This is a genomic window from Saccharothrix tamanrassetensis (assembly GCF_014203665.1).
In the GTDB taxonomy this organism is placed as follows: Bacteria; Actinomycetota; Actinomycetes; order Mycobacteriales; family Pseudonocardiaceae; genus Actinosynnema; species Actinosynnema tamanrassetense.
Map to the genome: position 1 here is coordinate 566,361 of NZ_JACHJN010000005.1, position 13,339 is coordinate 579,699.

Here is a 13,339-nt window from a genome sequence, read left to right on the forward strand (position 1 = left end):
TACCGCAGTGGCCGCGGTGGGGGATCGAATGGTTTCGCGGGACTTCGTGTCGGCGGAAGCGGGTGATCATGCCGGAACAACAGCCGGAACAGCCGGGATCGGCCGGCGGCGGGGATCTGTCGGGGCGCGGGGTGTTGGAGGGCGCGTTCTGGCTGCTGGAGGAACTCAGGCGCGTTGGCGAGGCCGGGTTGACCCGGCTCGCGGCCGACGCGGGGCTGCCGAAGGCCACCGCGCACCGGCTGCTCGACCAGCTGGTCGCGTTGGGCGCGGTGCAGCGCCGGGCCGGGCGGTACCGGATCGGGCCCCGCCTGTACTACCTGGGAGCCGGCTGGGAGCCCGCCGCCCTGCTGCGGACGGCGGCGCGGGAACCGCTGCGGGAACTCGCCGCGGTGGCTCCGGGGGCGAGTCTGGGCCTGTCGGTGCAGGAGGCGGGGCGTTCCACGCTCGTCGGCGGGCTGCGCGGCGAGCTGGACGGGATCCGACCGTGGCGGGCCGGAACCCGGCTCCCGCCCGGCTGCGCGGCGGACATCGTGTCGGCCACCGGCACGCCCGGCGCACCCCCGCCCGACCGCTACACCACCGGGGAGTGGCGGCGCCTGGTCTCCACCGCCGCGGACTGGGGTGTGGCGCTGGACTACGACCGGTCGGGACCGTGGGAGCGGCCTGCGTCGGGGCTCCGGTCTACGCGCCTTCCGGAGCGCTCGTCGCCGCCGTCGTCCTCGCGGTGCTCGACAGTGGTCGGCTGTCGTCCGTCGCGCCGGCCGTGCACCGGGCCGCCGCCATGACCAGCGCCAACCTCACCCGGCTCCGGCCCGCTCCGGCGACACTGGAGCCCTGGTCCGACCTCCGCTGAGCGGTCGGGCGCGGGTTCGCGCCCGTTGCGCGTGACCGGACGTCGGTGCCGCCGCGGGACGCCGGCCGGTGCTGCCGACCGGTGCTCGCCCGGCAGGCGGGGGAGTCGGTGCACGAGTGCGGCGAGCACCGGGGCGGGACCGACCAGCCGACGAGCCGGACGAAGATCGAGTACAGCGGTCACGTACCGCCACGTTGCACGGTCATGCCCTGTGGTCCACAGTGCACGGTCACCGCGGTTCAGCGGTGCGGTGCAGATTTGTGCTGTCCCACAGGGCATCGACGTGGTCGGGCAGGTGCTCGCAAGCCTCGACGGGCTCAGGCCCCGGGCAGCGTCGGCGCCTTCACAGGCGCCCCTTCGTGCTGGCCGCCCTTGCAAACCACACTCTTCCCGTCCTCCGCCGGCAACGGCAACCCTCCGCCGACGATGCACTCCAGGACCGTGATCTCCTCCGGCTGCGCCATCGCGGGCGCGGCGATCCCTGCCGCTGCGCCGAGCGCCAGTACCGCCGTTGCCAGCACCGTCATCATCCGTCGCATCATTTCCGCTCCTGTTCCGCTGCGGGTCAGCGGATCCACGATTACCCGGTCCAAACGCGACAGCCACCCGACTTCACCCCACCGTGTGACACCCAGGACGTCCCTGTCCGTGGTCGGTCAGCTCATCCCGGTGGGACCGAACGCCGCCGACCGCGCGGCACGGATTAGCGGTCCGGCTTCGATCAGGTGAGGCCGGTGCCGCCGAACTCCGCTTCGACGATCTTGAACGCGATGTCGAAGTCCCTCCAGTCGGTGTTGGTGTGCACGACGACGGTGTGGTCTCCCTCGGGGGTGGTCACCGCCATGGCGCCGGTTCCCCAGAAAGCGCCGGCCATGCCGCGCAGCGTTCGGCCGCCGGTCACCGCTTCGTCGAGCTCGAACATGCCGAGGCCGTAGCGGGTGTGGGGGATCCAGCCGCTGCCCTCGGTGGAGACGGTGGTCCACAGTGCACGGTGCTGAGCCGGCGGCAACAGGCTGCCGCTCGCCATCGCCTCCATGAACCGGATGAGGTCGCCGGTGGTGGAGACGACGTTGCCGGCCGACCAGAACAGGGAGGTGTTGAACCGGGTGACGTCGAGCGGCGGGGTGCCGGGGCCCTCCATCAGCGATACCCAGTTGACCGGGGTGAGCGACGCCGGGTCGGTGCCGTCCTTGAGGAACATCGACGAGTAGGCCCGGGGGTGCGGGTCCGGGTAGCCCGTGTCCTCGGTCGGGCGGACGTAGGTGTGGGTCAGGCCCAGCGGCCGGATGACCGTGCGCTCGACCTCCTCGGCATAGGTGTTGCCGGTGACCTTCTCGATGATCGCGCCGGCGAGGTAGTAGCCGCCGTTGGAGTAGACGAAGCGCTCTCCGGGCTCGCAGACCGGTGGCTGGGACAGCCCGAGCCTGAGCAGGTCGGACGTGGCCCAGGTGTCGAGGCGGTGCTGCTCCAAGCCCGCGCGGGTGGCGTAGTTGTCCGTCGTCTGCGGCGCGAGGCCGGTGGAGAACAGGCCGCCGGTGTTGCCGAGCAGGTGTCGGATGGTGACCTTGTCGCCGTCGTAGCCGTTGACGTCCATCACGCCGGGCAGCCACTTCTCCACCGTGTCCTCAAGACCCAGCCTGCCCTCGGCCTCCAGTCGCAGCACCGCGGCGGCGGTGAAGGCCTTGCCACCGCTGGCGGCGTGCAGGTACTCGCCGGGCCGGCGCGGTGCCCCGGTTTCGAGATCGGCCACGCCGGCCGTCCCGAACCAGGTGCCGTCGGCATCGTGCACCTCGGCGACGATGCCGGGAACACCCGCTTCGACCACCGCCCAGTCGAGGAGCCGCTGAACTTCGCTGTGCGTCATACCGGTACCTCTGCTCGGGGACTCTTTCCGACATGACGAAATTTACGTTGCATACGCGATCCGGTCGATCAGCTTTCGCTGATGCAACGAGGAAACTCGCAGGTTGACAGCTGGAAATCGTTGCGCGAGCTTGACGGCTAATGCAATGATCGTGTTGCGTTGGACCGCTCTCGACGACGAGGAGGCAGGGACTCGGGTGCCGAAGGGCAGACTCACCCAGCAGGACCGGCGGCAGATCGCCGCGGGACTGCGCGACGGGCAGACCTACGCCGCGATAGGCCGCCGCATCGGGCGGCCGACCTCGACCGTCACCCGCGAGGTGATGCGCAACGGCGGGCCGGGCGGCTACCACGCCGACCAGGCCCACCGAGCCGGCACGCGACCGGTGCACCGGCATCCGACGACTCCGCCGGCACGCTCACCGAAGCGCACCGACCTCGGCGGGCGCGACCCGCGGATCGTGAACGGGGTGGCCGCGCGCACCGCGGAGCTGTTCGTCCAAACCGGACTCCCGCCGATGATGGCCAGGGTGCTCGCCACGCTCCTCACCACCGACAGCGGCAGCCTCACCTCGGCCGAACTCGTGCAACGCCTGCGCGTCAGCCCCGCCTCCATCTCCAAGGCCGTCGGCTACCTGGAGGAGAGAGCGGTCGTCAAACGCGAACGCGACCCCCACCGCCGCGCGGAACGCTACGTCATCGACGACGACGCGTGGTTCCAAGCCATCATGGCCGGCGCACGCATCGACGCCCGGATCGCCGCTGTCTCCCGGAACAGCGCCCGAGCGCTCGACCCCACCACACCCGCCGGCGCCCGGCTGGAGAACCTGAGCCGGTTCCTGCACCACGTCAGCGACGACCTGGTCCGCTCGGCAGAGCATTGGCGCCAGGTCTACTTCACCCGTCCGCCCGCTGAGGTCGACGACTCCCCGACCGCCTGACCGCCGTGCGCCGGGGCGTCAGGCATCCTTTGAGGAGGCATGGCGCCGCGAGGTGCGTCATGACGAAGGACGGCCGCGGCCTGTACCACCGCGACGTCCGGAAAAGCACCTGTAGCCCGACACACCAGGGATGGCGATGAGACCACTGACCTTCAGCGACGACAAGGGCAATCAGCAGGAGTGGCTTCCGGGTGGCCCTCGATCGGCCGTTGACGCGTTCCTGGAGTTCGTCGACCGTCACCGTGATGTGGACAACGCGTCGTTCGGCATCGAGGACGGGGAGAACGAAGAGGCGCTGGTGCTCCTGTTCGACTCCGGGGCCATCCGCCGGACCAAGGGGGCACAGAACCCGCGGACCGAGTACCGCCTCGTCAAGAACGGCGGCGACTACCGGACCCAGGCAGCCAACTTCATCCGCGGCGGTTTCACCGCTCTCGACCGCCCCGGCCCTTGGTTGCCGGACGTCGCCGGCCTCGGGCGTGCACGACTCCGATCCGAGTTCGACGGGTCTGTGCTGCGGCGGACCCATCCGCGTGAGTTGCGTCGTCGGCTGGCGGTGTTGACCTTTGTCGACGGGCGTGAGCCGGTGCCGGTGGGCGGGGTCACCCACTTCGGTTTCGGCGACGGCCGTGGTGACACGGTCAACGCGTGGTTCGCCGCGGACGGTCGGGGTTTGGTGGTGACGTTCGACCGGTCCAGCGCGCTGGACTGTTCCGGTGACGCCCGTGCGCAGGCGGGGCTGTACGAGGGTGTTGCGGCGGATCTTGTCGAGTGGGTGCGGGACGTGCCGGAGACGGACACGACGTTCACCGTCGCGCATCCCGACGGCGGCACGCTGGTGGCGGCCACCGGTGTCTTCACCTTCTCAGGGCCCTGCGCCCTGGCCGAGGGCCTGGTGTCCCGCCTGCAGGAGACCGGGCTGGGTGTGGAGGCCACCGGGGTCGGCCGGCTGCTGGAGGGCTTCCTGACGGTGGGGGACTTCACCCCCGACGCGGTCGCGGCGGCGGTGGACTGGTGGAGCGCCGAGGACATCGCGAAAGGGTTCGCCGCCGCTGCCGCGCTCGAACCGGAGCGGTCCGGGGGCGCGCCGTTGGAGCGGGAGGCGGTGGACCGGTTCTGTCAGATCTGGGCGGACTCCGGGTACAACGATCGTTGGGATGTGCACTACGTGCTGTTCGACGGCGACACCGTCGAGGAGGCGGGCGAGGACCGGGACGAGTTGTTGGGTCTGGTCCGGACACTCGGGCTCGAACGCGTCGACGCCCCGCCGGGAGCCGCCACCGGCGAGGTCTGGGTCCGCACGGACCCCCGTATCGACGCCGAACTCGGACACTGGTCATGACGTCGAGAGGTCGAGGTCGTGACGAAGCGGAGGCGCACGAGGACGGAGCGGTCGCTCGCGGCGGTTCCACCTGAGACCTTCGCGCTGTGCGGACGTCCTCGGCGTTGATCTTCAAGCGATCCGGTGGGCGGCGCCACCGTTGTGCAGGAAGCGGGCGCGGCCGTGTTCGTCGGAGCCGACCAGGGAGAAGACCTGGTGGCCGTCGGCCTTCGGTTCGGCGGTGATGATCGAGTCGTCGTTGAGGCGGACCACCTCGACGCGGTCCTCGAACCTGCGGAGGGAGGACTTCGCGATGTCGTTGCGCGGGTGGTAGGTGAGGAACGCGCGGTCGTGCTCCCTGGTGAGGGTGATGTCGTACAGGGTGGAGCGGTAGGTGCCGCACATGCGGTCCGCGTCGATCCCGGTCGGGTTCGAGGGCGGCACGGGCGGGAGTGCCGTCTCGACGCCGGCAAGCTCTTCGAGCGCCGTGCCGAGGATCTCGTAGGCCAGTGGCTCGCCGCCCGTGCTGTCGGTCAGCACGGCCACCGCCACACCCGCTGACGGGACGACGCGGAGGAATGCCTTCTGCCCCTTGGCGACACCGGTGTGGCCGACGACGCCGTCCCGGTGGAGCGTCCAGCCGAGTCCCCAGCCGATGACGCCGCCGCCGAAGTCCGGGACGGAGTCGACCTGGGGTTCGCGCAGCGCCGCCAGCGCGTGGTCGGTGAGGTGCAGGCGGACGAACTCCAGCAGGTCGCGTGCGCTGATCGCGAGGTGCGAGCCGCTGGATCGGGTGTCACATCGGGACGCCATCGGGTCCGGGGATGCGGTGCCGAGCCAGTACTTCGTCGAAGTCGCCGCACTCGTGTGCGGCCACGAGGTCGTGTGCGATGTCGCGCAGCTTGCGGTTGGTGTGCTGGGAAGCCTGCCGCAGCAGCGTGAAGCTCCGGTCGGCGTCGTGGGCGAGGTGGCGCATCAGCAGACCCTGGGCCAGGCCGATGGTGTGGCGGGTGCCCAGCGCCGTGGTCAGGTGCCGCACCATCTGCTTGCTGTGGTGCAGCACCTCGATGTTGTCCAAGGCCGCGCCGGCGTGCAGGGCGATCAGCAGGATGATGTCGTAGGAGTGGTCGTTGAACCGATGGGGTTCCCTCGACAGCAGCACTGCCGCGGCGGCGGGGGAGTGCCGGGTGGGCAGGGGCAGCACGAGGCAGCTGCGGTGGCCGTGCACGGCGAGGCGGGACGCGAACAGCGGCCAGCGGTGGTCCTGCCCGGTGTCGCCCAGGCGGCGCGGCTCGCGGTAGCGCAGCACTTCACGGACCGGGTCACCCTCGCCCGCGGCGAGGTCGAGCGGCGGCTGACCGGTGGTCGCGGCGATGTCGACCTCGTCCCCGCGGCCGACCGCGAGGAACGCCAGGTCGCAACCCGCGACAGCGCGGACCAGGTGTTCGGTGAACCGCCGCCCGACCTCCTCGTGCTCCTCGTCTTCGACCAACCGGCCCATCTCGGCCAGTTCGGAAGCCAGTGTGCGGACGGAGGCGTCCGGGTCGCGTGTCATCGATGCACCCCTCGACAGGCCGTGCTCCGCGTGACGGCCGCGAGACCGGGCGGAGCTGGGAACCGGGATGCTGCACTGCTCAACACCCTTCAGGCGGCCAACATAACGCAATCCCCGAGCCGCGTTCCCCGACCCGTGCCGGATGTAGTCGGAAACGCCCCGCGGCGAATCCGGGCAGCAAGGCCGCGCGGGGCCGCCGAGACGGTTGTGGGCCGGGGTCGTCGACACCTCCGTAGGCAGCGGCTCGACGTCGATGGCGCACCGACCGGAGCGCGGTGCGCGCACGGCTGCTTCGCCACCCGCACCGCACGAGGTGGCGGGCGGCTGACCAGGCCGGACGTGTGCGGTTCGCGAGTCGCGGACGGCCTCGTCGCGTCCGGGCAGGTGAGCGGTGTGGTTGGGTGGACCCCCGAGTGGTCGGAGGTCGCCGTGGACGGTGGCGTGGTGGGAACGGGTGACGTGCTGGCGGCGGCGGAAAGCGCGCCGCCGGGGGAGTCGGTCGAGGTCGTCGCCCGGGACCTGGCGAAGCGGTTCGGGGCCTTCGACGTGTCGTACCTGCTGACCGATCTCGTCGACGAGCAGTTGGTGCGGTTGACCTCGACCTCGCTGGACCCGGACGGGCGCGGCGCGAAGCGGGTCGACCTGCGGGGCAGCGCCTACGAAGCGGTGCTGCGCACCCAGCAGCCGTGGCAGGAGCAGGACGGCGACGGGGTGCGGGTGGTGCTGCCGGTGACCAACCGCGGCGACTGCGTCGGCGTGCTGGAGGTGACCGTGCCTTCCCTGGACGAGGAGGTGCTGGCGCTGCTCTCCGAGGCCGCGCACGCGCTGGCCTACGTCATCGTCACCGACCGCCGCTTCACCGACCTCTACCACACCGGTCGCCGCACCACGGCGATGAGCCTGGCCGCGGAGATCCAGCACCAGCTGCTGCCCTCGGCGTCCTGCTGCGAGGCGGGGCAGTTCACCGTCGCCGGCGCCTTGGTGCCCGCCGACGACATCGGAGGCGACACCTACGACTACACCGTGGACCGCGACACCCTGCACCTGTCGATGACCGATGCCGTCGGTCACGACGTGGCCTCGGCGCTGACCGCGACCCTGCTGGTCGGTGCGCTGCGCGGAGCCCGCCGGGTCGGCCACGACCTGGCCGGTCAGGCCCGGCGGGCCAACCAGGCGATGCTGGAGCACGGCGGTGGGTCGTTGGCGACCGGGTTGCTGCTGCGCGTGGACCTGGGCGGGGGAGGGGCCGAGTTGGTCAACGCCGGTCACCCCGCACCGCTGCTGCTGCGCGACGGCGTGGTGGAGCCGGTCGAGCTGGAGGTCGACCGGCTGTTCGGCGTCGCCCCGTGCGAGTACCGGGTGCAACGGCTGGACCTGCGTCCCGGCGACCGGCTGGTGCTGCTCACCGATGGCATGTTCGAACGCGACGCCGAGGGCGTCGACCTGCCCGCATTGCTGCGCGACACCGAGGGGCTGCACTCCAGGGAGGTGGTGCGGGCGGCGACCAGGGCGGTGCGGCGCGCCTGCCGCGATCACCTCCGGGACGATGCCACCGTGCTCTGCCTGGACTGGCACGGGACCGGCCGCACCGAACGCCGGGCCGACAACGGCGCCGACATCGACACCGCCTCGCCCGCGCGGGACGACGGGAGCGAGCCGGCCTGAAGTGAGCAGGTGGTGTCCACGGTCGCGCGGCGAGCCGGGAGGTTCGCTGACCGGCGGCGCGGACATCGACGATCAGGGCGACGAGGAAGTCCGCCGCCGATCTCGGAGAGTCCGCCTCGGCCGCGGTTGTCGAGGCGCGGCCGAGGGGCCGAATGCGGGGCGCTGACGGGAACTGCCCGTCGGCGATGGGTCAGGACGTGGACTGCCACGCCTGTCCCATCGGTGAAGCCGGTGGCGCGGTCGGTCGGGTCCGGGACGACGCACGTGGTCAGGCGAGCTGCGTGATGGTGATGGCGGCGGGGCCGCTGGTGCCGGTGACTCCTTCAGGGGTGAGGCACTGCGTCGGCGTCGCGTTGACCAGCGCTGCGGTCATCACCACGGCGGCACCGGTGAACCTGCCCGCCGTCACCGTGCCCTGGTAGACCACGACGACCTCGTTCCCGGGGCGCAGCACCACGAGCCCGACCGCGGCCACGGTGGTGGTCTCTCCGGTGTTCCAGGTGATCGTGACCGTGATGGAGACACCTCCGGCCAGACAGGACACCAGGCCGTTCGCGACAATCCCGTAGCCACCGGAGGTGATCGTCGGCGTCCCGCTGGACACGCACGAGCTGTAGTCCGCGCTGGAAGTGATCGAGACGGTCCGGGGTTGCATCGTCACCCCCGGCTGATAGGTGTTCGCACCGCTTCCCGCACAGGACAGCAATTCGACGTCCGCGGCCTGGGCCGCAGGCGTGGCGACCGATACCCCGACCGCCACCAGCACCGCGACAACGGCGCCGGCGACGGATCGCCGCACCCCGGACCACAGTTTTCCGATTCCACCAGCAGTCATCGAAGCACTCCTCCCCATCCGGAAAGCGAACGAATCGACACTGTAATCCCATGGCGACGCGGCGGACGGGCGAAATGTCGATGAAACTTTCCGTGGGTGTCGAGAACGGCGAAACCGCATATTTCGTTCCTGAGCGGACACCATGTCACCCGTATGCCTCCGCCGGGCCGGCGAATCACCGGTAGGACGCTTCTCGCGAACGCAGTCGACGTAGCCGGCGACGGCCCAGGTGGTGACCGGAGGGCTTGAGCCGGTTCACAGCACGGCGGTGAAGGTGACGGTGCCGCTGACGCTGGTCAGCCCCTGGGGGGTGAGGCAGGCGGTGAGGTCGGTGGCGGGCAGGACCTTGGTCTGGACGACTGTGGCCCCCTGGAACAGCCCTGCGACCACGGTGCCGGTCAGCACGAGCACGGTGGTGCCGCCGGGCTTGAGGTTGACCTCGAAGCCGCCTTGGACGGTGCTGCTGTGCCCGGTGTTCCAGTGGTAGGTCGAGGTGTTGGTGGTGGAGCCGGCCAAGCAGCTGAAGGTGCCGCTGACCTGGGACGTGAACGTCGCGCCGGTGATGTCGGGGTGGCTGGGGGACAGGCAGCCGCCCAGCGTGCCGGTGGCGTTGAAGTCGATCTGCCTGGGCAGCAGCGTCATACCGGGGGAGTAGGTGCCGACCTGGGTTCCCAGGGCGCAGTTGACGTCCACCACGGACGCCGAGGCGGAAGCGGGCACGTGGAACAGCCCCGTGGCGCCGAGCAGCCCGCCGACCACGGCGGCGATCAATGAACGCAGACGCATGACGATTCCGTTCTTGGAAACTTCCGATGGGTGGAACGACGAGTCTGGCGCTCCACTCGTTCGTCCTCAATCGGCTGAACGGCTTGTGGTGGAACACCGTGCGTGGGTGTCGCGCGGCGCAGGAGAGCGAAGTCGAGTCGCACTCCGGAACTGGGCGACGACGTCCTTCACGAACTCGGACAGCGGGCCACGATCGCGCACGACCAGGGGTAGGCCGAGCGTGACCGCATAAATCGGTCGTCGTCACCTGTGAAGACCAGTGCCCGCACCGGCAGTGTCGTGGCACGATTTTTGTGTCCCACCGTTGGTGGATTGGTTGGAATCCCCGCGGCGACGATGATCCCAGTTACGTTTCCACGCTGGGGTAAAGCCTTCTACTTGTCGAACCGACGGGCGACCATCGCCGTGCCGGCCGAACGCGGAGCGGGGGCCCGCCGCCACCGGCCGGGGCGGTGACGGGACCGACGGCGGGTTCTTGCCGGAACCTCCCGGCAAGACCGGCAACGACAGCTGCGTCGTCCTGACCTGCTGACTCGCCCGTCTTCCATGCCCTGGGAAAGCCCGCAGCGATGCGTCCGACCGCCTTGCCGGTCAGTGTGCGACGCCTCGCCGCATCCCCTGGGCGCGTTGCGAGAACAAACCTCATCTGGAGGATCCATGTCCCAGTCCAGTAGACGGCGCCGCTCGGTGCTGCGGAGATCCTTGGCGGCGGCCACGGCCACACTGACGTTGTGGGCCACGACGGCCGTGGTGGTGGCGGCACCGCAGGCGGCGGCCCAGGTCGATCCGGTCGACGTCGTGGTCACCCTCGGCCCCGGCGCGAGCACCACGGTCGCCAAGACGGTCACCACCCCGGCGATCCCGCCCAACCCCGACCTGGTGTTCCTGGCGGACACCACCGGCAGCATGGGCGGCGCCATCACCGACGTCCGCAACAACGCGGGCGCCGTCACCAGCGCGGTGCTCGACGCCCAGCCGACGGCGCAGTTCGCGGTCTCGGAGTACCGCGACGCCGAGGACGCGTTCGTGTTCCGGGTCAACCAGAACCTCACCGGCGACCCGGCGGCCGTGCAGAACGGGATCAACGCCTGGGTCGCCGGCGGCGGCGGTGACATCCCCGAAGCCGCCATCAACGCCCTGTTCGAGATCGGCAGCGGCGCCATCGCGTTCCGCCCCGACGGCACCCGGATCGTGGCGTGGTTCGGCGACGCGCCCTCCCACGACCCCAGCCAGGGCCACACCCTGGCCGCCGCCATCGCCGCTCTGCAAGCCGCCGACATCCGCGTCATCGCGGTCAACGTGGGCCCGGCGGGTGGCGGGCTCGACGCCGGCGGCCAAGCCACCGCCATCGTGAACGCGACCGGCGGCGTGCTGCTGAACAACGTCCCGTCCAACCAGGTCGCGCAGGCCATCCTCGACGGCATCCAAGCCGTCCAGGTCACCGTCACACCCACGATCACCGCGTGCGACCCCCAGCTGACCCTCGGCTTCACCCCCGCGAGCCGGACCGTGGACAGCGGCGACGTCGCCGGGTTCACCGAGACCATCACGGTCAACCCGGGCACCCCGGCCGGCACCTACCACTGCACGGTCGACTTCCTGGTCGACGGCACCTCGCGCGGTTTCATCGAGCAGAACACCGTGCACGTGCCCGGCCTGTCCATCAACGACGTGACCGTCGACGAGGGCAACGCGGGCACCACGCCCGCCACCTTCACCGTCAGCCTGGACCGGCCGAGCCCGAGTCCGGTCACGGTGGACTTCACCACCGCCAACGGCACCGCCGTGGCACCCGGGGACTACACGGCGACCGCCGGCACGGTGACCTTCGCCCCGGGCGAGACCACCAAGCCGGTGACCGTGCCCGTCGTCGGCGACACGGTGGACGAGCTGAACGAGACCTTCACCGTGACCCTGTCCGCGGCCGGCGGCGCGGCGATCACCGACGCGGTGGGCATCGGCACGATCGTCGACGACGACCGCGACGGGGTGTTCTCCTGCCGGGCCAGCGCCTTGAACGTGGTCGGCATCGAGCCGGTGGTGGCCAACCCGGCCAACGTGCCGTGCGTGGACGACAGCGAGACGCTGGCGCAGGCCGGCCTGAACGCCGGGGCGCTGACGGTCAACGCCAAGGTGCTGTCCGCCACCACCGACCAGACGCCGGACGACCTCACCTCGGCACCGCCGGCCGCGGGCGACAACGCCACCGCGAAGGCCAAGGTCGACACGACCACCATCAGCACCCTCGGCCTGACCATCGAGCTGGGCGTGATCCAGGCCGAAGCCGCGGTCCAGTGCGTGCCGAGCGGCGGCGGGTTGGCGCCGCAGTTCTCGGGCAGTTCGACCGTCGCCTCCCTCAAGATCAACGGTGTGCCGACGACCGTCGGTTCCGCGCCGGTCACCATCCCGCTGCTGATCGGCTCGCTGAAGCTGAACAGCACCGAGACCACGGGGACCTCGGTGACCCAACGCGCCGTGGTGCTGGACACCCTGCTCACCGACGTGGTCATCGGTGAGGCGCACGCCGACATCCACGGCACCGGCACCCACCCCAACGGCAACCCCTGCACCAGCTGACCCCTGCCCGACGATCGTCCGCGTCCAAAAAGGACGGGCCGCCGCACCCGGCACGGGCGGCGGCCCGTCTCCGCCCAAGGCGCCCTGCCGGGTGCCGGCAACGCCGTGTCGGTCGGTGACGTCGACGGACGAGCCAGTGTTGCCCCGGCGTGGGCCAGTGCCGTATGCCCGTAGCCGTGCGGGTGATCAACGGTCGCGGTGCGCAGATCCTGCCGGCATGATCCGGTTCGAGACCGTCGTCGGTAAGTGCCGTGGTGTTGCGCCATCGATCACGACCGCCGGCCGGCGGCGGTGGGCAGTCGCGCGGACGGAGCCGCGCACGTCTCGTTGTTCCACTCGATCACCTGCGGAGGATTCGTGCCTGTCAACGACCTGCTCAAGACCAAGATCAACCACGGGTTCGACCACCTGGACGTCGACGGGGACGGGCTGCTCACCGAGCAGGACCACGTCCTGATGGGCAGGCGGACCGCCGAATCCCTCGGGCACGCCCCCGACTCGGCGCAGGAGAAGCGCATCGTCGGCGCCTACCTCAGGATCTGGCACGACCTGCACCTGCCGCACATCCCCGGCGGCGGCACCGCCATCTCCCGCGAGCAGTTCCTCGCCTCCACCGGTTCGCTCGCCGACGACCCGGACGCCGCACGGGCCAGCGTCGGCGCGTTGGCCGAGGCGTTCCTCGCCATCGCCGACACCGACGCCGACGGTCGCGTGAGCCCCGACGAGTTCTTCCTGTTCCAGCGCGGCCACTTCCCCGGCCTGACCGAGGCCGAGGCCACCGAGGCGTTCGGGCACCTCGACACCGACGGCGACGGTCACCTCACCGCCGAGGAGTTCACCCGCGCGTGCGTGGAGTTCTGGTCGAGCACCGACCCGGCCGCTCCCGGGAACTGGTGGATGGGCCGCGCCATGGGGTGACCCGCTCCGCAGTCGGTCGCGGTCG

At 70.8% G+C, this 13,339-nt stretch carries 12 protein-coding genes; 6 read left to right on the plus strand and 6 right to left on the minus strand.

Going from position 1 to position 13,339, the window contains the following annotated elements:
- Positions 1–68: 68 nt before the first annotated feature.
- Complete coding sequence (locus FHS29_RS18930; protein WP_246440452.1) at positions 69–785, plus strand: helix-turn-helix domain-containing protein; 717 nt, start codon at positions 69–71, stop codon at positions 783–785.
- A 385-nt stretch (positions 786–1,170) separates the two neighbouring features.
- Here the strand turns inward: FHS29_RS18930 and FHS29_RS18935 are convergent, their stop codons facing one another.
- On the minus strand, positions 1,171–1,431 hold the full coding sequence (locus FHS29_RS18935; RefSeq protein ID WP_184692125.1) for a hypothetical protein: 261 nt from the start codon (positions 1,429–1,431) through the stop codon (positions 1,171–1,173).
- Positions 1,432–1,574: 143 nt separating this feature from the next.
- Positions 1,575–2,717, minus strand: coding sequence for a serine hydrolase domain-containing protein (locus tag FHS29_RS18940; protein ID WP_184692126.1), 1,143 nt, complete (start codon positions 2,715–2,717; stop codon positions 1,575–1,577).
- A 145-nt stretch (positions 2,718–2,862) separates the two neighbouring features.
- Between FHS29_RS18940 and FHS29_RS18945 the strand changes: the two genes are divergently transcribed.
- Complete coding sequence (locus FHS29_RS18945; RefSeq protein ID WP_221456224.1) at positions 2,863–3,657, plus strand: GbsR/MarR family transcriptional regulator; 795 nt, start codon at positions 2,863–2,865, stop codon at positions 3,655–3,657.
- A gap of 136 nt (positions 3,658–3,793) precedes the next feature.
- On the plus strand, positions 3,794–4,999 hold the full coding sequence (locus tag FHS29_RS18950) for a DUF6357 family protein (protein WP_184692127.1): 1,206 nt from the start codon (positions 3,794–3,796) through the stop codon (positions 4,997–4,999).
- A gap of 111 nt (positions 5,000–5,110) precedes the next feature.
- Here FHS29_RS18950 and FHS29_RS18955 read toward each other — a convergent pair whose 3' ends face one another.
- Both FHS29_RS18955 and FHS29_RS18960 read right to left on the minus strand, forming a co-directional pair.
- Positions 5,111–5,791 (minus strand): serine hydrolase, encoded by a 681-nt coding sequence (locus FHS29_RS18955; RefSeq protein WP_184692128.1) that lies wholly within the window; start codon positions 5,789–5,791, stop codon positions 5,111–5,113.
- Positions 5,775–6,533: a GAF and ANTAR domain-containing protein gene (locus FHS29_RS18960; protein WP_184692129.1), complete on the minus strand. Its 759-nt coding sequence runs from the start codon at positions 6,531–6,533 to the stop codon at positions 5,775–5,777. The genes FHS29_RS18955 and FHS29_RS18960 overlap by 17 nt, the downstream gene beginning before the upstream one ends.
- A gap of 393 nt (positions 6,534–6,926) precedes the next feature.
- Here FHS29_RS18960 and FHS29_RS18965 point away from each other — a divergent pair, with 393 nt between their 5' ends.
- Positions 6,927–8,198: a PP2C family protein-serine/threonine phosphatase gene (locus tag FHS29_RS18965; RefSeq protein WP_312864980.1), complete on the plus strand. Its 1,272-nt coding sequence runs from the start codon at positions 6,927–6,929 to the stop codon at positions 8,196–8,198.
- 268 nt (positions 8,199–8,466) lie between these two features.
- Here the strand turns inward: FHS29_RS18965 and FHS29_RS18970 are convergent, their stop codons facing one another.
- Entirely contained in the window at positions 8,467–9,174 is a 708-nt protein-coding gene (locus FHS29_RS18970) for a hypothetical protein (protein WP_184692130.1), read from the minus strand.
- Positions 9,175–9,288: 114 nt separating this feature from the next.
- The gene (locus tag FHS29_RS18975) at positions 9,289–9,819 is read right to left on the minus strand and encodes a hypothetical protein (protein ID WP_184692132.1); all 531 of its coding nucleotides are present in this window, start codon (positions 9,817–9,819) and stop codon (positions 9,289–9,291) included.
- Positions 9,820–10,506: 687 nt separating this feature from the next.
- Here FHS29_RS18975 and FHS29_RS18980 point away from each other — a divergent pair.
- Together FHS29_RS18980 and FHS29_RS18985 are read left to right on the plus strand one after the other, a co-directional pair.
- On the plus strand, positions 10,507–12,396 hold the full coding sequence (locus tag FHS29_RS18980; protein ID WP_312864981.1) for a Calx-beta domain-containing protein: 1,890 nt from the start codon (positions 10,507–10,509) through the stop codon (positions 12,394–12,396).
- 357 nt (positions 12,397–12,753) lie between these two features.
- A complete protein-coding gene (locus FHS29_RS18985) occupies positions 12,754–13,314 on the plus strand; it encodes an EF-hand domain-containing protein (RefSeq protein WP_184692136.1) in 561 nt (186 codons plus the stop codon).
- Positions 13,315–13,339 lie beyond the last annotated feature (25 nt).